The organism is Burkholderia theae (genome assembly GCF_048565265.1).
In the GTDB taxonomy this organism is placed as follows: domain Bacteria; phylum Pseudomonadota; class Gammaproteobacteria; order Burkholderiales; family Burkholderiaceae; genus Burkholderia; species Burkholderia theae.
This window is the reverse complement of the sequence record NZ_CP183462.1, coordinates 2,525,097-2,545,020: the sequence shown is the minus strand read 5'-3', so window position 1 is coordinate 2,545,020 and position 19,924 is coordinate 2,525,097. Positions and strand designations below refer to the sequence as shown.

Sequence of the window (19,924 nt, the reverse complement as noted above, 5' to 3'; positions counted from 1 at the left end):
CGCCGGTTTCCGTCACCGGCCGTCGTCCTGATCGGCGATGGTTGCGGACGCAGCCTTCAGGCATTCGATGAAATGCAGCGCGGCCGGCGTCGGCAACGCATGCCGCCGCATCACGATCGCGACCGTCAATGCCGGCAGCGGCTCGACGAGATTCAGCGCGATGATCCCGCGCGACTTGTGTTCGACGTCGGCGAGCGGCCGGGCGAACACGCCGAGCGCGTCCGTCTGCGACACGAGCCCCAGCGTCGCGGCAAACGACGGGCAGTGAATCACCCGCTTCGGCATGTCGATACCGAGCGGCATGAAGATCGAGCGCACCAGATCGTCTCCTTCCTCCCCGTAGCGCGGCACGCACCATTGCGCATCGCCGAGCTCGCGCAACGAGCGGGCGCGTGCGAGCCGATGCCGTTTTCTTGCCACGACCGCGAACACCGTCCTGAACAACGGAATGCTGGCGAATTCGTCGGTGTCCGGTATCGCGTTCGACAGCTGATGCGTGACGATGAAATCGAACGTGCCGTTGCGCAGCCGCGCGAGATCCGTCGCGGTCAGCGCATCGTCGACGTTCACGGTCGCACCGGGCAGATCGCGCGTGAACGCGTCGAACGCACGCGGCAGGATGGTCAGCGCGACGGTCGGACTGACCGCGATCGACACCGATCCCGTCGTGCCCAGCCGCAACTGCTCGATTTCGTCGCGCGTGCGCTGGATCTCCTCGGCGATCAGCCGCGCGCGAATCGCCAGCGCGCTGCCGTAATCGGTCAGCGCGATGCCCTTGACGCTGCGCATGACGAGCGGCACGCCCAGCTCGAGTTCGAGCTCGCGCACGATGCTGCTGATGGCCGGTTGCGTGACGCCGAGCGCGCGCGCCGCGCCCCGGATGGTGCGGTGCTCGGCGACCGCGAGAAAGGCATCGAGCTGCTTGAGCTTCATGGGTGAGCGGTCCGATCGAGAAGAAAACGCGGGGTTCCGGGCGGAATGCCGGGTGACAAGAAAAATTTATCGTCCACAACAAACTCTTGGATTTTTCTTGTCGGATCGAGTGTATATGCTCGATGTTTTTAAGGAGCGGTCACGATGATTTTCGCTAACCGGCAAAGGCTGTGGGATTCGTTGATGGAAATGGCGACGATAGGCGCGACCGCGCACGGCGGCAGTTGCCGGCTCGCGTTGAGCGACGACGACGTGCTGGGCCGGCGTCGCTTCATCCGCTGGTGCGAGGAAGCCGGTTGCGAGATCCGCATCGATCCGATCGGCAACGTGTTCGCGCGCCGTCCGGGTACGCAGCCCGACGCGCCGGCCGTGATGTGCGGCAGCCATCTCGACACGCAGCCGCTCGGCGGCCGCTTCGACGGCGTCTATGGCGTGCTCGCCGGCCTCGAGGCCATTCGCACATTGAACGAGCACGGTATCGCGACGCGCCATCCGATCGACGTCGTTGCATGGACCAACGAAGAGGGATCGCGCTTCACGCCGGGCATGATGGGCTCGGCCGTCTATGCCGGCACGCTGGATCTCGCGTATGCACTGGCCCGGCCCTGCATGCAGACGGGCGTGCTGCTCGGCGACGAACTCGCGCGCACAGGTTTCGCCGGCCCCGAGCGCGAGCGCCAGATGCCCAAGGCCTATTTCGAAGCGCATATCGAACAAGGGCCGGTGCTGGAGCAGGCCGGTTTGCCGATCGGTGTCGTAACGGGCGTGCAGGGCATCTACGAACTCGACGTCACGGTCACCGGTTTCGAGTCGCATGCGGGCACGACGCCGATGAGCGTGCGCAAGGACGCGATGGGGGCGGCGGCCGCGATGATCGCCGCGATCGTCGAGCATGGTCACGAATTCGATGCCGATGCGCGCGTGACTGTCGGACATGTCGCGTGCCAGCCGAACTCGCCGAGCACGATACCCGGCAAGGTCAGGTTCAGCGTCGACGTGCGTCACCCGTCGCAGCCGGCGCTGCAGCGGCTCGTCGCCGACATCGAGGCGATCTGCCTGCAGCGCACCGCGCTGCGCGGCGCGAGCGTGCAGGTGCAGACCATCGCCGAATACGCGCCGGTGGCGTTCGATGCAGCGTGCGTCGCGCGCGTTCGGCAGGCAGCGGCCGCTGCCGATTATCCGTATCTGGAGATGTGCAGCGGCGCGGGGCACGACGCGGTGAACCTGTCGTACGTTGCCCCGACGGCGATGGTGTTCGTGCCGTGCAAGGCCGGACTGAGCCACAACGAGGCGGAAGATGCCGATCCGGTGCATCTCGCGCAAGGCGCGTCGGTGCTGGCGAACCTGCTGGCCGATTGCGCGCGCTAGCCGCGCGGCATGGTGGTGCCGGTGGCGCGCTTGCAGCCGTGAAAATATCGGACAATAGCCGTTACGCGCGCCGCGCCGGCGCCGCGTTCAACCGAAGCATTCACGCTTGCGAGATCCCCATGTCGACGACACCCCACCGGGAGCTGCTGAAGGCTGCCGACATCGCGAAGATGGAACCGACGCGTGCGGTTCATTCTTTGAATCCCAATGCCGTCAGGCTCAAAAGGCAGCTCAGCGACCTGACCGGCCTGACGCAGTTCGGCGTCCATCTGCTCACGCTGATGCCCGGCCACGAGTCGGCCGAGTATCACCGTCACCTGTATGAAGAAGAATGCGTGTACGTGCTGTCCGGCACGGGCACGGTCACGATCGGCGAGTGCCCTTACGACATCGGGCCCGGCGATTTCATCGGTTTCCCGCGCGGCGGCGAAGCGCACACGCTGCAGAACACGGGCGACGTGCCGCTCGAAATGCTCGTGGCCGGGCAGCGCCTCGAACACGACGTGTGCGAATACCCGAGGGTCGGCAAGCGGTTGTACGTGGCCGGCGAACTTGAAGATTACGTCGATTTGCCGAAACAGCCGTAATCGGATTCGAGACACCCTAAACACCGCATAAAAATCGGTATAAATGAATTTTGTTTAGATAAACAAAATAAAAATTCGTAAAAACACGGGGTAGAGAAAACCCGTTTATTTGGGCACGCTTGTGCCCATTGTTCGTTCCTGGGCGCCGGTATTTCGACATGCCGGCGCGTATTCTTTCCAGGCACCCGAAGGCGGAAATAAATACATGCGCCCGGGATTTTCGACCGATTGGCCGGGCAGGCGACACGTCACGAAAAGAATCCTGACTTAAAGCTAAGTAGTTCGAAACAATGGCTTGATTCAAGAACGATACGGAGACAAGCGATGTCGAGGAACTGGGGGTTGGGAACGGCGCTGCTGGCGCTGTGCGTTGCCGTGACTTCATGCGGCGGCGATGGCGATTCACCATCGGCGGCGGCCGCAAACCTGTCGGCCGCTGCGCAAGCGCAGGGCAACGAAAACGGCAACGCCGGCGGTGACGACAACAGCAACGGCAACGAGAACGGCAACGAGAACGGCAACGGAGCGTCGAAGAAGAACGCCGACATCCGCGTCGTCCAGTACGTCAATCCGTTGATCGGCACCGACTACGCCACCGATCAGCCCGCCGACCCGGTCGGCTCGGGCCTGGGCGGCGGCACGTTCCCGGGCCCGACGGTGCCGTTCGGGATGATGCAATGGAGCCCGATGACGCCGACCGCGCAGTACGACTCGCGCAAGGGCGACGGCTCAGGCTTCTCCGGCGGCTACTGGTACGGCGATACCGCGATCAATGCGTTCAGCGTGCTGCACCTGAGCGGCACCGGCTGCTGGGCGAACGGCGGTTACCTGAACGTGATGCCGCAGCTTGCGCCCGGCGACGCCGGCACGCCCGCGAGCTTCAACCACGCGAACGAAACCGTGCAGGCCGGCTATTACGGCGTCACGCTCGGCAACGGCATCAAGGCCGAACTGACGACGACGGTACGCACCGGCTTCGCGCGTTTCACGTATCCGGCGCTCGCGCAGGGCCAGCAGGCGACCATCGCGATCGATCCGACCGTGCAGAACAACCGCTCGCAGGGCTCGACGGCCGACACGGTGAAGCAGGTCGGCGATCGCGCGCTGTCCGGCACGATCGCGGGAAGCGGCTTCTGCTGGGCGGGGCATGCGGTGCCGCTCTACTACTACGCGGAGTTCAGCCAGCCGTTCGCGGCGAAGCCGTCGCTGGCCGCCAACAGCCCGCTCGCCGTGACGTTCGCGGTCGACAAGCAGCACCCGGCCGTGATGATGAAGCTCGGCATTTCGTTCGTCAGCGAAGCGAACGCGAAAGCGAACCTCGACGCGGAAAATCCGGGCAGCGATGCGCACGGCCGCGCAGGCTGGCATTTCGACAAGGTGCGAAGCGCAGCGAGCGCCGCGTGGAACGCGCGCCTGAACGCGATCCAGGTGAAGGGCGGCAGCGACGCCGACAAGACGAAGTTCTACACCGCGCTCTATCACGCATCGCTGCATCCGAACGTGTTCAACGACGTGAACGGCCAGTATCCGGACTTCTACGCGTCGAACGGCGCATCGGCCGCGCCGACGCGTCAGGTCGACAGAGGCCGCACGATGTACGCGAATTTCTCCGGCTGGGACATCGACCGCTCGTTCATCCAGTTGCAGGCGCTGCTCGATCCGGTGCGCACCAGCGACATCGTGCAATCGCTCGTGCTCGATGCGACCGCGTGCGGCGCGTTCCCGCGCTGGGCGTATTTCAATACGGAGACGGCCGTGATGCCCGGCGATGCGGGCTCGATCATCGCCGCGAACGCGTATGCATTCGGCGCGACGAACTTCGACACGCAGCGCGCGCTGTCGATCATGAAGAGCAGCACGGCGCCGGGCGCCGCGTGCGCGGGCACGCCGGTGATGGGCAGCCGCACGGATTACGACCGGCTCGGCTACGTGCCGTCGTCGGGTTCGGGCGACAACCAGACCGCGTCGAACACGCTCGAATACGCGGTGCGCGATTTCGCGGTGTCGCGCTTCGCGACGGCACTCGGCGATACGGCGACGGCCGGCGCGCTGCTGAAGTCGAGCGGCAACTGGCAGAACCTGTTCGACAAGAACGCGATCCAGCCGAAGACGTCGGCGGGCGCGTGGGTCACCGACGGCACGGGCTTCATGGAAGGCAACTCGGAGCAGTACACGTGGTACGTGCCGCACGATCTCGGCGGCGTGGTCGCGCAGGCCGGCGGCGCCGCGTCGGTCGTCAACCGGCTCGACACGTTCTTCACGCACCTGAACATCGGCACCGTGCAACCGTATTTCTACGTCGGCAACGAAGTGACGATGGCCGTGCCGTGGGTCTATGCGTGGGCCGGCGCGCCGTCGCATACGCAGCGCGTGCTGCACGCGTCGCTCGCGAACGAGTTCGGCACCGGCGCGGCGGGACTGCCCGGCAACGACGATCTCGGCGCGATCTCGGGCTGGTACGTGTGGGCCACGCTGGGCCTCTATCCGGTCGTGCCGGGCGTGAGCGGCGTCGCGGTGTCGAGCCCGCAGTTCGAGAAGATCGACGTGCGTGTCGGGCAGATGGACGGCAGCTACCGCCTGCTGCGGATCGCCGCGCCTGGCGCGGGCTCTGCCGATACCGCATCGTTCTACGTGAAGTCGCTGCGGCTGAACGGCGCACCTCATTCGGCCGCATGGCTGCCGCTCGAGAAGATCGCGAAGGGCGGCACGCTGTCGTACGCGATGACGGCGGACGCGGCGGCCGCGACGTGGGGCACCGATGCATCCGCGATGCCGTCGTTCCCGCAGGCGGCGAGCGCGCCGTAAGTCGCGAACGGCGCAACGCATTCAGCACAGGTTGCAGACGGAGGCGGTTCAACGAGCGGTTCTTGCCAACAGGATCGACGCAAAGAAAGGGAGGGACGAACGAATGAAGCTACGTCATGTGGTGGGTATCGGATGCCTTGCCGTGTTGTCGGGTTGCGGGGGCGATCAAGCTTCGACGGATGCGAGCGTGCTCGCGCAGATGTCGAACGCCGCCGGATCGGGATCGTCGCAGGGGGACCAGAACGATCAGGGCGATCAGAACGACCAGGGCGAGAACGGCGGCGCGGGCAAGCGGTCGGTGTTGCGCAGCGTCGATCCGATGATCGGCACCGCGAATCTCGACATCAATGCGGACTGGAGCAGCGGCGTGCGCGGTCACGGCCACGTGTACCCGGGCGCGACCGTGCCGTTCGGGATGGTGCAGCTCGGGCCGGACACGACCGGCGGCGCGCATACGCTGCCGTGGAACTGGGATCGCACGTCGGGCTACCAGTACGACGATCCGTTCATCACCGGCTTCACGCATACGCACCTGTCGGGCACCGGCATCGGCTCGGGCGGCGAAGTGCGGTTCCTGCCGACGCTGGCGCCGATCGACAAGGCGACGCTGGCCAAGGTGGCCGCCGATGCATCGATCACCTACAACGCGTCGTTCAAGCACGACGACGAAAGCGCGAGCCCCGGCTACTACCGCGTGCGGATGTCGCCGGTCGGCAGCGGCAACACGCCGTGGAACGTGCAGGGCGCGAAGATCCTCGCCGAGATGACGGCAACTTCGCATGCGGGCGTGCATCGCTACACGTATTTCCCGAGCGCGGCCGGGCAGCAGCGCAGCATGATCGTGAGTATCGACAACCCGATCGGCGGGTCGACCGCGAGCGGCAGGATCCAGGTCATCGACGCACAGACGATCGCCGGATGGGAGATCACGAACAACTGGGCGAACAACAAGCCGACGTATTTCGTCGCGCGTTTCTCGAAGCCGTTCGATACGAAGAACGTCGCGTTCAGCGCGGACGGTTTCAAGGCGTACCTGACGTTCGCGGCCGACGGTAACGATGGCGGCGGCGCGGTCACCGTGAAGGTCGGCATCTCGCCGTCGAGCATCGCGGATGCGCAGGCCAATCTCGCATCGGAAGTCGGCGCGAAGACGTTCGACCAGGTGCGCGGCGCGGCCGAGCGCGTGTGGAGCGCCGCGCTCGACCGGATCCGGATCAAGGGCGGCAGCGCCGATCAGCGGACGATGTTCTACACGTCGCTGTATCGCACGATGCTCGCGCCGACCGTCTACAACAACGCGGACGGCAGCTACGTCGGCACGGATTCGGTCAACGACGGCACGACGTCGCCGCCGACGACGAGCAAGCACGCGAATCCGGGCTTCGACTATTCGTCGACGTTCTCGCTGTGGGACACCTTCCGCGCCGAATCGCCGTTGATGACGCTGGTGCAGCCCGAACGCGTCGACGGCTGGGTCAAGTCGCTGCTGACGCAGTTCAAGCAGAACGGCAAGGGCGAGCTGCCGGTCTGGCCGCTGGCGCAAACGGAAACCTTCACGATGGCCGGCCACCCGTCGATTCCGATGATCGCGGATGCGTATCTGAAGCATCTGACGAGCGCGGGCATCGACGACATCTGGACCGCGTTGACGACGACCCAGAGCGCGAGCGCGCACGGCTTCGACCAGTATCGTCAGAACGGCTACGTGTACGCCGGCGACAACGCATCGGTGTCGACGACGCAGGACTATTCGTTCGACGACTGGGCGACGGCCGCGGTCGGCAAGGCCGCGGGCAAGAGCACGGCCGACTACCGGCCTTACCTGCAACGGAGCCAGAACTACCGGAACGTGTTCAACCCGGTGCTGAACAACGGCTGGAAGTTTGCGCAGCCGAAGGACGCGCAGGGCAACTGGGTGCCGGGCTTCGATCCGACGGCCGCCGAGAAAACCGACTTCTCCGAATCGAACTCATGGGTCGATACGTGGAACATCTTCCACGACTTGCCCGGCCTCGTCGCGCTGCTGGGCGGGAAGAGCCAGTTCATCGCTCAACTCGACCGCACGTTCGATCCGGCCAACCCGCTGACCTTCCTCGATAACCAGGGCTTTCCGGACCTGACCGGCCGCAGCGGCCAGTTCTTCGCGGGGAACGAGCCGGCGAATCACCTGCCGTACCTGTACGACGTCGCGGGCATGCCGTCGAAGACGCAGGACCGCGTTCGCACGGTGATGGACGACATGTACTCGCTGACGCTGACGGCGGGCGACCGTGCATTGCTCAGCGGCGACAGCCTGAAGGCTGCGCTGGACGATCCGAGGCGCGTGCGCAACGCCGCCATTCCCGGCAACGACGATTGCGGCCAGTTGTCCGCGTGGTACGTGCTGTCCGCGCTCGGCATCTATTCGCTGAACCCGGTGGGCGGCGTGTTTTACCTCGGCACGCCGCTGTTCGAGGAAGCGACGATCGACATCCCGGTTGCATCGGGTGGCGGGGCGAGCGGCGCGTTGAAGTTCGGCGCGACGCGGCGCTTCAAGGTGACCGCGCATACGGCCAGCGGCGGCGCACCGTCGGCGGTCAATCGCTACGTTCAGTCGGTCAGCCTGAACGGCGCGCCGCTGCATCGGCCCTACATCACGTACGACGAGATGAAGGCCGGCGGCAAGCTCGACTTCGTGATGGGCTCGACGCCGAACGACGCATGGGTCGGCACGTGGAACGGGCAGGATCCCAACAGCGCGCTTGCGCCGTCGCTGGTGTTGACCAGCAAGTAGCGGGAAGTAGCAGCAAGCGGCCCGCTTCGACGCGGGCCGTATTTTCTTTTACTCCGCAGCGTCGGTCTCGACCGCGAGGCCGGCCGCCTTCCACTCCGGAAACCCGTCTTCCAGCCGCGCTGCCTTGAAGCCGCGCGCGCGCAATGCGGCAACGGCCTCGAACGCGAACACGCAGTACGGGCCGCGGCAATACGCAACGATCTCCGTGTCGGCCGGCAGTTCGCCGAGGCGCGCTTCGAGGTCGCTCAACGGAATGTTCACCGCGCCGGGCAGGTGCCCGAGCGCGAATTCGTCGTGCGGTCGCACGTCCAGCAGCGTGACGAGCCCGTCGGCCAGGCGCGCGGTCAGCTCGCCGCGCGACACCGGCTCCAGCGCATCGCGCGCATGGAAATAATCGCCCAGCACCTGGTTGACCTCGGCGACATTGCGCTCGCCGACGCGGCCGAGCGCCTTCATCAGCACGACGACCTCGCTGTCGCCGGCGAGGCGGTACACGATGTGCTTGCCGCGTCGCTCGGTATCGACGAGACGCGCGCGCCGCAGGATCTGCAGGTGCCGCGACGTGTTCGCGAACGTCATCCCCGACAGCGCCGTCAGTTCCTCGACCGAACGCTCGCGCTGCGCGAGGTGTTCGAGCAACTCGAGCCGGTTCGGGTGGCCGATCGCCTGCGCGACCTCGGCGAGGCTCGCATAGATCGCTTGCTTGGGTCCCGTGCTTGACACGTGGCCTCTCCTCGATCAATCATTCATCAAATTGATTGAATGTTACCGCATTCGCGGGATGGGAGCAATCCGATGATCGTCAGACAATTCCTGCCACCCGATCCGGGAGGTTAGCGCGATGGGAAACGTAGCGGTGGCGCGCGGCGAGCGCGCCGTGGTGCTCGGCCTGCGCGAGAACTGGCGGCAGTTTGCGCTGCTCGTGCTGGTCAACGCGTTCGTCGGCGGGATGGTGGGCATCGAGCGCACGGTCGTGCCGTTGATCGGCTCCGAGCAGTTTCATCTCGAATCGACCGCGCTGATCACGTCGTTCATCGTCAGCTTCGGGCTGGTCAAGGCGTTCGCGAACCTCGTATCGGGCCAGCTCGCCGACACCTGGGGACGCAAGCGCGTGCTCGTCGTCGGCTGGCTGGTCGGCCTGCCCGTGCCGTTCATGATCATCGCGGCGCCAAACTGGAAGTGGGTGATCGCCGCGAACGTGCTGCTCGGGCTGAGCCAGGGGTTCGCGTGGTCGATGACGGTGATCATGAAGGTCGATCTCGTCGGGCCGAAGAGTCGCGGTCTAGCGGTCGGCCTGAACGAATTCGCCGGTTATTTCGCGGTGGGCCTGACCGCGTTCCTGACCGGTTATCTCGCGAGCCGTTACGGGCTGCGCCCGATGCCGATCTATCTCGGCGTGTTCTACGCGATCGCGGGCCTGCTGCTGTCGATCCTCGTCGTGCGCGACACGCGCGAGCATGTGCGGCTCGAAAGCGGCAAGCCGGCCGTCGCGTCCGCGCTGTCGTTCCGCGACGTATTCATGCTGACGTCGTTTCGCGACCGCAACCTGTTCGCGGCGTCGCAGGCCGGTTTGATCAACAACCTCAACGACGGGATGAGCTGGGGCATCTTCCCGCTGTTCTTCACGACGCTCGGGCTCGGCATCGAGCGGATCGGCATCCTGAAGGCCGTCTATCCGATCGTATGGGGAAGCTGCCAGGTCGTCACCGGGCCGCTGAGCGACCGGTGGGGGCGCAAGGGGCTGATCGTCGCCGGGATGTGGGTGCAGGCGGCCGGGCTCGCGCTGACCGCGCTGACGGGGCAGTTTCGCTGGTGGCTCGTTGCGAGCGTGTTGCTCGGCCTCGGCACGGCGATGGTCTATCCGAGCCTGATCGCGGCCGTGTCCGATGCGTCCGAGCCCGGCTGGCGCGCACGTTCGCTGAGCGTGTACCGGTTCTGGCGCGATCTTGGTTATGCGATCGGCGCGCTGTCGGCCGGCCTGATGGCCGACCGTTTCGGCTTCGCCGATGCGATTCTGGTGGTGGCCGTCGTCACGTTCGCGTCCGGGTGCGTCGTCGCGCTTATGATGCGGGAACGCCACTGACAGGGTTCCCCGAAATGGACGCGCCGCTCCCGCCGATGCATCCCCCGATTGCCGAAACGGCACCTGAAACCGAAGCCGCGGCCGAGCCGCGCGCGTCGCGCCTGCATCGGCCGGTCGCGCTCGTCACCGGATCGACGTCGGGCATCGGCGCGGCCATCGCGCGCCGCCTGACCGCGGACGGCTACGCGGTGATCCTGCATTCCCGCAACTCGGCCGACACGGGGCACGCGATGGCGCGCGAACTCGGCGCCGCCTACGTGCAGGCCGATCTCGCCGACGATGCCGAGCGCGTGCGGCTGATCCGCGACGCGCTCGCCGTGCACGGCCGGCTCGACGTGCTGGTCAACAATGCGGGGATCAGCCGCGTGATTCCGCACGACGATCTCGCCGCGGCGACACCCGACGTGTGGCGCGAGATGCACGAGATCAACGTGATCGCGCCGTTCCGGCTCGTCGCCGAAGCGCAGGCCGCGCTGCTCGAAGCGGCGTCGCGCGGACGGGCCGGTTGCGTCGTGAACGTCAGCTCGCATGCGGGCGTGCGGCCGAAGGGCGCGTCGATTCCGTATGCGGCGGCGAAAGCCGCGCTCAATCACACGACGCGGCTGCTGGCGCGCACGCTCGCGCCGGCGATTCGCGTCAATGCGGTCGCGCCGGGGCTGGTCGACACGCCGCTGACCGCCGACTGGACGGAAGCGCAGCAGCTGTGGCGCGAGCGCGCGCCGATGCGCCGCGCGGCGACACCGGACGACATTGCGCAGACGGTTGCGATGCTCGTCGCGTCCGATTACGTGACGGGCGAGATCGTGATGCTCGACGGGGGCTTGAACCTGACTTGACGCGGGGATGCAGCCCGGCCGCCGGGCAGCCGCGCGCCAGCAGCGCGCGCACCTGCCGGGGCCGCTTCGCGGAATGCGCGCTCAGCCGAGGTTCGAGCGCAGTCGCGCAAGCGCGTGGTCGTGCGTGCGCTCGAACTTGAGCGGCGTGACCGCGATATAGCCTTCGCTCAGCGCGACCGTTTCCGAATCCGCGTCGTCGTCGCGCGGTGCGCGAGCGAGCTTCAGCCAGTGATAGTCGAGCTCGCGCGGGTCGCGGCCCGTCACGATCTCGACCCCCTGCAGCGTGCCGGTGCCCTGGTTCGTCGCCTTCAGCCCGCGCACGTCCTGCGCGGGGCGCGCCGGGAAATTCACGTTGAGGCATGCGTCGCTGTCCCAGCCGGCGGCGGCGAGCCGGCGAATGACGTCCGGCGCGAGCGTGAGCGCCGTGTTCCACGGCACTGCGTGGCGATCGGTGAACGCCTGGCTCAGTGCGATCGCCGGCACGCCGACCAGCATGCTCGTCATCGCGGCACCGACCGTGCCGGAAAACACAGTTTCGGTGCCGAGATTCGCGCCGCGATTCACGCCGGACAGCACGACGTCGGGCCTGGCATCCTTCATCAGGTGGCTGACCGCGATCGCGACGCAATCGCCGGGCGTGCCGCGCACGGCAAAGCGGCGTTCGCCCTTGCGATGCACGCGCAGCGGTTCGTGCAGGCTCAGCGAATGCGACGTGCCGCTCTGGTCTTCCGCCGGCGCCACGATCCACACTTCGCGCGCCAGTTGCGTGGCGACCTGTTCGAGCACTTCCAGGCCGGGGGCATCGAATCCGTCGTCGTTGGTGAGCAGGACGCGGTCGAACAGCGGAGTTTCTTGCATCGGGACGATCCTCGCGGAGATGGGCGATGAGAGGGGGAAGTGCAGCGTGGCGCAAGCCACAAGGCTAGCATCCCCGCGTGAGCCTTGCCGTGTCGCGTCGCCGGCGCGGATGTGACAACGGGCGCATCGCGCGCCCGTTGGTCGGTGGAGGTGCCGCGCACGCGGCGGGTCGGAACGGCTTATCCGAGCAGGTGCCGCAGCAGCCCGGCCGACGCGACGCCGACGATGACGGTCGGCAGGATCGACAGGCGGGTTGCCGCCAGCAGCGTGACGGCGAGCGCGAGCAGGTCGGCCGGGCGCGTCGACACGAAGGCCGGCGCGATCACCGAGATCAGCACGCAGCCGGGCACGTTCTCCATCACCGATGCCATGCGCGGGCTGAGCGTGCGGTTGCGCAGCAGCACGTAGCCGAGGATGCGCGACAGATAGGTCGTCGACGCCATCAGCACGATCGTCGCGACCGTGCTGAAATCCGGAAGCTCAGGCATCGCGCGGCTCCCACAGCAGCGCGGCGATCAGTCCCGCACACGCGCCGGCCGCGACGTACCACGCGCCGGGCACGGCCAGGTGCGTGGCCGCCGCGACGACGAGGCTCACGAACCACGGGCGGCTCGCGCGCATCCCTTTCCACATTCCGCGCAGCAGCACCAGAAACACGGCCGTGAACGCCATGTCGAAGCCGTACTGCTCGACGTTGCCGATCGTCGGGCCGACCGCCGCGCCGAGCGTGGTCATCGAGATCCACGTCAGGTAGAGCCCCACGCAGATGCCCGCGTAATACGGCACGCTGATGTGCGTGGCCGAGCGCGAGCGCGCGTCGGCGAGCGACATCGCCCAGCTCTCGTCGCACATGAAGAACAGCGCGACGAACGCGCGGCGGCGCGGCAGGCGCCGGATATACGGCTCGAACGCCGCACCCATCAGGATGTGGCGCGAGTTCACGAGGAACGACATCGCGACGATCAGCGCGATGTGCGGCGGCGAGGTCCACAGATGGATCGCCGCGAATTCGGACCCGCCGCCGAAGTTCAGGCCCGTCATCATCGGCACCTCGAACAGGCTCAGCCCTTTCTGCGCGGCCTGCGCGCCCAGCACCAGCGCGAACGGCACGAAACCCAGCATGACGGGCAGCGCCGCGCGCAAACCGCGACCCATCTCGGCGACATAGGCGGGCTTGTCGCGAAGCCCGGACGACGTTGAAACGCTACTGCTCATTACTCCTCCTTCGGGGGAGGAATTGTCTGCTTTTTTGACTCGAATCGGGTTGCGTTGTGGCCAGATTTTTCTGAGAATTTGGCATTGAGCGCGTGATTTGCGAATTTATTGGAATTGGATGCCAAATGAAACTTGACGCCATCGACCGCCGGATCCTGAGCGCCCTCCAGCGCGACGGCCGCATGCAGAACGTGGAGCTCGCGCACGAAGTCGGGCTGTCGCCGTCGCCGTGCCTGCGGCGCGTGCGCCTCCTCGAGGAAGCCGGCGTGATCGAGAAATATGTCGCCGTGCTGAACCCCGCGAAGGTCGGCAAGGGGCTGACCATCTTCACGCGCGTGTGGCTGAAGGGGCAGGACGCGGAATCCGTGAACCGCTTCGCCGATGCCGTTCAGCAGATGCCGGAAGTCGTCGAGTGCCACCTGATGGCCGGCGATTGCGATTTCCTGTTGCGCGTCGTTGCGGCCGACATCGACGACTACCGCCGTTTCCAGATGGAAACACTGACGCGCATTCCCGGCGTGCTGAGCGTGAAGACCGATATCCCGATGCAGAAGGTCAAGCTCACGTCGGCGCTGCCGACGTAGCGCGGCGCGGGCGTGCGTCGACGAGTCGACGAACGGTCATGGCTCGGTGACAATCGACCGGTAAACTGGCGAGTCACGCCGCATCGAACGCACGGCTCGCACCGCCGTGCGACGTTCGATGCGCAAGCAACTAACGGTCAATGTCAACGCGATCGGGCAGGCGGCGCGCGCGCCGAATCATGTGCCGGCGCGCGTGCGTTTCTTCTTGTTGGGCCATTCATGCAGCCATTCAACAATCCGTGGAATTCGCTGGAAATCGTCAAGCTCACGCTCGGCGTGCTGACGCCGTTGTCGGTCGCGTGTCTCGGCTGGCTCGTCGCGCGCCGGCTGAAGCGGCTCGAACTCGTGCAGTGGACCAACCAGCGGCTGATCGAGAAGCGGCTCGCGCTGTACGACGCGGTCGCGCCGCAGCTCAATGCGCTGCTGTGCTTCTATACGTGGATCGGCTACTGGAAGGACATCTCGCCGGACGACGTGATCCGCGCGAAGCGCGAGCTCGACCGCACGTTCCACATCTACCGCTACCTGTTCGACGACGACGTGTACGACGCGTATCACACGTACATCCATGCGCTATTCGACATGCATACGGGCCCGGGCCGCGATGCGCGGATCCGTTCGCTGATCCAGGCACCCGACGGCGACCGGAGCGTGCACGGCTCGTATGAATGGAAGCCGGCGTGGTCCGAGCGTTTCTCGACCGCGAATGTCGTGTCGAAGGACGACGTGCTGCGGTATTACACGCAGTTGATGGAACGGCTGCGCGTGGCGCTGGGCGCGACGCGCTGAAGGCTCGGCGTCACGCGTCATGCCTCATGGTGGTATCGAAATCCGCCACCCCGCGGCACGGATTCGCACCCTCGCGTATGAAGCGGATGCGGCGCGCGGTCGCAACTGCCATGCTCGCGCCATGTTCACTCGCGCGAGGTCCGTATGCTTGTCGACACCGGCTGCCAGCCGCTCATGATCCGCTCGCCCGGCGTGGGCCGGCGGCGTCTTTTCTCCGTTGGTGCTTCCGGGTCGCATGACGTGCCGTTGCCGGTCGAGCCGGAGATCGGCGACATCGTCTTCATCCGCGTGACGGTGCGGCCGTTTCTCGAAGTGGCGAGCGCGACGCGCTCATGGACGAATCATGTCGGGATCGTCGTCGGCGAGCGCGGCGGCGAAGCGCTGGTTGCGGAGAGCACGTTTCCGCTGTCGCGCGTCACGACGATGTCGCGGTTTCTCGCGCGCTCCGATCGCGGCGCATGCGTGATCGCGCGGCTGAAGCAGCCGCTCGATGCCGCGCAGCGGCGCCGGCTCGTCGACGCGGCGATGCGCCGGATCGGCGTGGTCTACGACACGGGCTTCAATCTCGCGTCAAGCCGGCAGTTCTGCTCGCGTTTCGTGCGTGAGGTCGTGCGCGATGCGACGCGGATCGTGCTCGGCGACGTCGAAACCTTCGACACGCTGCTGCGCAGGAATCCCGATCATCCGCTCGGCTTCTGGAAGATCTGGTATTTCGGCCGGATTCCGTGGCACCGACGCACGGTGACGCCGGCGAGCCTGCTTGTCAGTGGGGCGTTGCGTGTCGTGGTGGATACGCGAGAGCGTGACGCGGAGTGACGGGGCGTCGGCCGCTTGCGGTTGGCGCGACTCAGGCGAACGAGATCACGAGCTTCTTGCCGCATGCCGCCGCATACTTGCGCAGCGTATCGATGGACGGCGAATGCTGGCCCGTTGCGAGCGCGCGCTCGAGCCGTGTCACGGCCGGCGCTTTCGTGCCCATACGCTCCGCGACATCGGCTTGAGACAGGCCGGCCTCTCGCCGGGCAGCCAGCATCGCGTCGAGCAGCGCGAATTCCTCGCGGTTCAGCCGGTCGTATTCGGCGCGTACCGCTGGATCGGCCAACGCGCGTTCGCGCAGTGCCTTATAGGTTGCCATCTCGAATCTCCTTCAACCGGCGGCGCGCGGTGTCCAGTTCCTTCTGCGGCGTTTTCTGCGTCTTCTTCACGAAGCAGTGAAGCATGACGATCCGCCGGCCAACGACCGCGCAGTAAAACACACGGGCGATACCTTCCAGGCCCTTCAAGCGCATTTCATACAAGCCGTCGCCCATCGGCCTGGTGTGAGGTTCGCCCAGGTTCGGGCCGTACTGTTCCATACGGTCAGCGAGTGCGAAAAACCTGGCGGTCAGCGTCTTCGGTAGCGCAAACACGCCTGCCTCGACGTGCTCGCTGAAGAAACGGATTTCATATGCGACGGTTCGCATAGTAACAAATATGTTATTTTCTTGCAAGAAGGAGCGCCGTCGCGTACTTCGTGAGGGCGGCTCGCCGGATGCACGGAAGCAGCGGAGAAACGCTCGAGCGCTTCTCCGTTGCTTCGCAGCTGATGTGCGAGCCAGATTGTTTGCCGGCGACCTGAGTTCGACCAGCTAGCCGAATGGGTATCGGGCCTGCCCGTGCGCTTCGGGAGGATGCGGGATCAGTTCCGCGCCGCCACCGCAAGCCGCGCCGCGAGCCCCACGAACACCGTGCCGAGCAGGTATTGCGGCAGCTTCGACGGGCGGCGGCGCGCGCCGATCCGCTGGCTCAGCCGGCTCGCGGAGAGAATGACCGCGCCGTTGACGACGATCCCGATCAGGTTGAGCACCGTCGCGAGCACGAGAATCTGCACGGCGATCGAACCGTGCTCGGGCCGCACGAACTGCGGGAACAGCGCGAGCACGAACAGCGCCATCTTCGGATTCAGCAGGTTCGTCGTCAGGCCCTGGCGGAAGATCGTCGCGGTCGAGTGGCGCCGCTGCGATGCGACGGGCGACAGCGCGGTCGCATCCGAACGGAACGTCTTCCACGCGAGATACAGCAGATACGCGGCGCCCGCGAAGCGCACGGCATCGTAGGCGATCGGCACCGCGACAAACAGCTGCGACAGCCCGAGCGCGGCCGCGAGCGCGTGGCAGTAGGTGCCGGCCTGAATGCCCGCGAGCGTCGCGAAACCCGCGCGCCGTCCCTGGCTCACGCTACGGGACGCGATCAGCAGCATGTCGGGGCCCGGCGTGGCGGTCAGCGCGAGACACGCGCCGGAGAACAGCGCGAGTGTGGAGAGGTCGATCATGGGAGTCCCTTTCGTCGGAGCGACGCAAAAGGGAGGTCAGTTTAGGAGCGCGCGCGACGCGGGTCAATTGCGCGAATGGGCGATGATCCGGCGCTCAGGCTGCGCCGGGCGTCGGCGCATGCATCGCGCCTCAGGCACGACGATGCGGCCCGCCGCAGACTCAACGGCGCGTGCAGGTGCTGCGTCATGCGCGCACGGCCGGAGCACATGTCACGGCTTGCGGCACGCGACCTGATAGTCGATCACGGTGTTGTCGGACGGTTTGTCCGGCTCGCCGCCGACTGTCGTCACGCCGAGCACGCCGGCCGCGTTCCGGTATCGCAGCGCGCAATAGCCCATGCCGGTGCCCGAACAGGCTTCGGCTTCGATGATGCCGTGCTTCGCGAGTGTTGCCGCGCCGTCCGTCGCGTCCGGCTTTTCACGCGGACGCAGCGGCTGCCAGCCATGCGCAATCAGGACCTTGCGCGCCGCGTCGAGCGGCTTGCCGTAGACGTTGGGCACGACCGTGCGGCCGCGGCAGTACGTATGTTCGGCGGCGACGCGGGTCAGGCGCAGGCCGCCGTTCTCTTCGTGCAACTCGCCGACCGGCGGCGCCGGGCCGTCGCCGCCCCAGATCAGCAGCGCGCCGTTTTCCAGTGAATCGGCCGAACCGAGCTGCCAGTCTGCCGCGCGCGAGGTATAGCCGAGCGCGACGAGCGTCGTGCCGTCGTACACGCCGATGTTGCCGTTGCGCGCGAAACAGATCGCACTCGTGCCGGGCTTGAATCCGCTCGCGAACGTGACGACCGTGTAGCGGCCGAGCGGCGCCTCGGAAGTGACGATCCAGCCGAGCTTCGCGACGTCGCGGCCGGCCGCCGTGGTCAGCTTTTTCACGCGGTATTGCGCGCAGAAATCGTCGAGCGAGCCGTTCTCCGGCGAGCGCGGCAGCGCAGCGAGCGGCACCAGCGATGCGCCGGCGATGTCGGATGCCGTATGCAGCGGTTCGGCCGATGCCGTGCCGCCGAGTGCGGCGCAGGCAACGGCCGCGATCGAAGCGAAAGCAGCGTGCGGCGCAAGTCGGCGGGCAAACGGCAGGGCAAGGATGCGGGACACGCGGGCAGTCTCCGGGTAAAGAGGTACGGACGCGATGATCGCGGGTTTCCGCGCGCGTGTCAGGGGCGTGTCGCCGGCGACTCAGCCCTTCGCGACGACGTCGATGCGCAGCGCTTCGCCGCCAGCGACGATCGCCAGCAGTCGATCGACGTTCGGATGCGCGCCCGGACGGTTGCGCGCGTCGGCCGTATGTTCGGCGAACACGGCGAGGCCGTGCTCGGCGGCTTTCGCGTCGAGTGTGCCGAATGCGTGCTGCAGGTAGTTGTACACCGCGAGCGAGCCTTGCTTGCCCGGCTGGTTCTCGATGGTCGCGACCACGTCGCCGTTCGTGCCGACGAGATCGATGCGCGCGACGCCGTCGATGGCCGGCAGTTGCGCGAGGTTGTCCTTGAATACTGGGGTCGGTTGAATCACTGAAAACACTCCGTCGGTTCGGTCAGGGGCCAAAGTGCGTGGCCGGCCGTATCTTATCCGATCGGCCTCGGCGTACCGGCCGGCGCGCCGCGCTGTACGCCGGGCCGCAACCCCTGCGACTCGTACCCGCGGATGGTGTGGCTGCTGCGTCCCGTCGCGTGCGCGATCTTGCCGATCAGCAACGTGAGTGACTGCTCGCTTGCGCTACTTGTGGCGCAAGACGAGTCTCACCCATCGCCAAGGGGATGAAAGGCGAAACTGCCACCGCTGGCCGTTACGCTCCCGATGCCGGGGAAATCCAGATGGGCGCCCGCCACGAAATAATTCGGCCGGGCCGCACGCTCCAATAGCGCCAATCGTGTATCGCGAGCCCTCGACTGGTTGCTGTCGTACTCCCACGAAATTTCGGGACGCCCGAACTGCACCGATGGAACGTGAATAATGTCCCCCCAAACCAATAGACGTCCCGCGCTGCTAGCAACTTCGTACGCCGTGTGCCCGGGAGAATGCCCGGTCGCGCGAACCGCGGTTATTCGGTCACTCACGGGGAAATTGTCCGTAACCGGGGTGACACGATCCCGCAGTCGGGCCAGCCGGCCGGTAAATGCCGAGATTTCTTCCGGACCTGCCAGGATTCTCGTCGCCTTCGGAAACGCGTCGGAGCCGTCCGGCGCAATCAGGCCGTTCACATGATCCTCATGGGTATGCGTCAGCAAAACGTCCGTGATGCTGGCTCTATCGATTCCGGCCTCAGCGACCGCGTCCACCAGTGCTCCCATCGTGGAATACCACGTGTTCGACGCCCCGGTGTCGACGAGGATGGCGCGCTCACCATCGATGATGAGGAACGCATTGACCGACAGTCGCAATTGGTTGTCGACCAATTGCGTCCCGACTGGCGGTTTGTCGAACGTGCCTCCATCGACGCGTCGAAGCCTCGTGGCGGGCATGTCCACGTACCCGTCTCGGAGCGCAACGATCTTGAGATCGCCAAACTGAAAAGACGCAAAGTTCTGCCCGTTTGCAATCAACTTCATGGCGTTCGTGTCCATATTCGATGACCCTCGAAATCGGATAACCATTCGTTATTGAGTAGAAGTGTATCTACCATGGGAGACTGGAGCAAGGACAGCGCTCTGCCATCACAGCTGCATGCCCCAAGTGGCCGTTCCACCGCTTTCCAGCCCGCGCATGCCTGACCGCTTGCTCAGCAGGATGAGCCTTTCGGCGCCTATTGATTCGAATTGAGTGCGACCCGTGCGCCCGACATCACGCC

20 protein-coding genes are annotated in these 19,924 nt (G+C 66.2%); 9 read left to right on the top strand and 11 right to left on the bottom strand.

Going from position 1 to position 19,924, the window contains the following annotated elements; all coding sequences use genetic code 11:
• Window positions 1–12 precede the first annotated feature (12 nt).
• Window positions 13–933, bottom strand: a complete 921-nt coding sequence (locus ACN22W_RS28955; RefSeq protein WP_419688088.1) for a LysR family transcriptional regulator — start codon at window positions 931–933, stop codon at window positions 13–15.
• 144 nt (window positions 934–1,077) lie between these two features.
• On the opposite strand from ACN22W_RS28955, the gene ACN22W_RS28950 reads away from it, so the two are divergent.
• The 4 genes from ACN22W_RS28950 (at window position 1,078) to ACN22W_RS28935 (ending at window position 8,466) form a co-directional block, all read left to right on the top strand.
• Window positions 1,078–2,301 carry a Zn-dependent hydrolase gene (locus ACN22W_RS28950; protein WP_419688087.1) on the top strand — a complete coding sequence of 408 codons (1,224 nt, stop codon included), beginning with the start codon at window positions 1,078–1,080 and terminating at the stop codon, window positions 2,299–2,301.
• A 119-nt stretch (window positions 2,302–2,420) separates the two neighbouring features.
• Window positions 2,421–2,888 (top strand): cupin domain-containing protein, encoded by a 468-nt coding sequence (locus tag ACN22W_RS28945; RefSeq protein ID WP_129516318.1) that lies wholly within the window; start codon window positions 2,421–2,423, stop codon window positions 2,886–2,888.
• Window positions 2,889–3,212: 324 nt separating this feature from the next.
• A complete protein-coding gene (locus ACN22W_RS28940; protein ID WP_419688086.1) occupies window positions 3,213–5,693 on the top strand; it encodes a GH92 family glycosyl hydrolase in 2,481 nt (826 codons plus the stop codon).
• A gap of 103 nt (window positions 5,694–5,796) precedes the next feature.
• Window positions 5,797–8,466 (top strand): GH92 family glycosyl hydrolase, encoded by a 2,670-nt coding sequence (locus tag ACN22W_RS28935; protein WP_419688085.1) that lies wholly within the window; start codon window positions 5,797–5,799, stop codon window positions 8,464–8,466.
• Window positions 8,467–8,514: 48 nt separating this feature from the next.
• On the opposite strand, the gene ACN22W_RS28930 is transcribed toward ACN22W_RS28935, so the two are convergent.
• Window positions 8,515–9,189, bottom strand: coding sequence for an ArsR/SmtB family transcription factor (locus tag ACN22W_RS28930; protein WP_193101662.1), 675 nt, complete (start codon window positions 9,187–9,189; stop codon window positions 8,515–8,517).
• Between the two features lie 118 nt (window positions 9,190–9,307).
• Here ACN22W_RS28930 and ACN22W_RS28925 point away from each other — a divergent pair, with 118 nt between their 5' ends.
• Both ACN22W_RS28925 and ACN22W_RS28920 read left to right on the top strand, forming a co-directional pair.
• Complete coding sequence (locus ACN22W_RS28925) at window positions 9,308–10,549, top strand: MFS transporter (RefSeq protein ID WP_419688084.1); 1,242 nt, start codon at window positions 9,308–9,310, stop codon at window positions 10,547–10,549.
• A gap of 14 nt (window positions 10,550–10,563) precedes the next feature.
• A complete protein-coding gene (locus tag ACN22W_RS28920) occupies window positions 10,564–11,385 on the top strand; it encodes an SDR family NAD(P)-dependent oxidoreductase (RefSeq protein ID WP_419688083.1) in 822 nt (273 codons plus the stop codon).
• 81 nt (window positions 11,386–11,466) lie between these two features.
• Here ACN22W_RS28920 and surE read toward each other — a convergent pair whose 3' ends face one another.
• From surE to ACN22W_RS28905, 3 genes are all read right to left on the bottom strand, one after another.
• The gene (surE, locus tag ACN22W_RS28915; RefSeq protein WP_419688082.1) at window positions 11,467–12,243 is read right to left on the bottom strand and encodes a 5'/3'-nucleotidase SurE; all 777 of its coding nucleotides are present in this window, start codon (window positions 12,241–12,243) and stop codon (window positions 11,467–11,469) included.
• A 179-nt stretch (window positions 12,244–12,422) separates the two neighbouring features.
• Window positions 12,423–12,731 (bottom strand): AzlD family protein, encoded by a 309-nt coding sequence (locus ACN22W_RS28910; protein WP_047901894.1) that lies wholly within the window; start codon window positions 12,729–12,731, stop codon window positions 12,423–12,425.
• Window positions 12,724–13,458, bottom strand: a complete 735-nt coding sequence (locus ACN22W_RS28905; RefSeq protein ID WP_047901893.1) for an AzlC family ABC transporter permease — start codon at window positions 13,456–13,458, stop codon at window positions 12,724–12,726. The genes ACN22W_RS28910 and ACN22W_RS28905 overlap by 8 nt, the downstream gene beginning before the upstream one ends.
• A 125-nt stretch (window positions 13,459–13,583) precedes the next feature.
• Here ACN22W_RS28905 and ACN22W_RS28900 point away from each other — a divergent pair, with 125 nt between their 5' ends.
• The 3 genes from ACN22W_RS28900 to ACN22W_RS28890 all read left to right on the top strand — a co-directional run bounded on the left by ACN22W_RS28900 (window position 13,584) and on the right by ACN22W_RS28890 (window position 15,647).
• Window positions 13,584–14,042: an Lrp/AsnC family transcriptional regulator gene (locus tag ACN22W_RS28900; protein WP_006749370.1), complete on the top strand. Its 459-nt coding sequence runs from the start codon at window positions 13,584–13,586 to the stop codon at window positions 14,040–14,042.
• Between the two features lie 219 nt (window positions 14,043–14,261).
• A complete protein-coding gene (locus ACN22W_RS28895; protein ID WP_048243084.1) occupies window positions 14,262–14,831 on the top strand; it encodes a hypothetical protein in 570 nt (189 codons plus the stop codon).
• Window positions 14,832–14,975: 144 nt separating this feature from the next.
• Window positions 14,976–15,647 carry a YebB family permuted papain-like enzyme gene (locus tag ACN22W_RS28890; RefSeq protein WP_419688081.1) on the top strand — a complete coding sequence of 224 codons (672 nt, stop codon included), beginning with the start codon at window positions 14,976–14,978 and terminating at the stop codon, window positions 15,645–15,647.
• A 31-nt stretch (window positions 15,648–15,678) separates the two neighbouring features.
• Here ACN22W_RS28890 and ACN22W_RS28885 read toward each other — a convergent pair whose 3' ends face one another.
• The 6 genes from ACN22W_RS28885 to ACN22W_RS28860 all read right to left on the bottom strand — a co-directional run bounded on the left by ACN22W_RS28885 (window position 15,679) and on the right by ACN22W_RS28860 (window position 19,685).
• A complete protein-coding gene (locus ACN22W_RS28885) occupies window positions 15,679–15,966 on the bottom strand; it encodes a helix-turn-helix domain-containing protein (protein WP_412025466.1) in 288 nt (95 codons plus the stop codon).
• Window positions 15,953–16,294: a type II toxin-antitoxin system RelE/ParE family toxin gene (locus ACN22W_RS28880; RefSeq protein ID WP_419689851.1), complete on the bottom strand. Its 342-nt coding sequence runs from the start codon at window positions 16,292–16,294 to the stop codon at window positions 15,953–15,955. Before ACN22W_RS28880 ends, ACN22W_RS28885 begins: the two co-directional genes overlap by 14 nt.
• A 215-nt stretch (window positions 16,295–16,509) precedes the next feature.
• Complete coding sequence (locus ACN22W_RS28875; protein WP_419688080.1) at window positions 16,510–17,142, bottom strand: LysE family translocator; 633 nt, start codon at window positions 17,140–17,142, stop codon at window positions 16,510–16,512.
• Window positions 17,143–17,352: 210 nt separating this feature from the next.
• Entirely contained in the window at window positions 17,353–18,234 is an 882-nt protein-coding gene (locus ACN22W_RS28870; RefSeq protein WP_419688079.1) for a hypothetical protein, read from the bottom strand.
• A gap of 81 nt (window positions 18,235–18,315) precedes the next feature.
• Window positions 18,316–18,648, bottom strand: a complete 333-nt coding sequence (locus ACN22W_RS28865; protein WP_048243089.1) for a DUF2322 family protein — start codon at window positions 18,646–18,648, stop codon at window positions 18,316–18,318.
• A gap of 227 nt (window positions 18,649–18,875) precedes the next feature.
• Window positions 18,876–19,685, bottom strand: a complete 810-nt coding sequence (locus ACN22W_RS28860; protein WP_419688078.1) for an MBL fold metallo-hydrolase — start codon at window positions 19,683–19,685, stop codon at window positions 18,876–18,878.
• Between the last annotated feature and the right edge of the window lie 239 nt (window positions 19,686–19,924).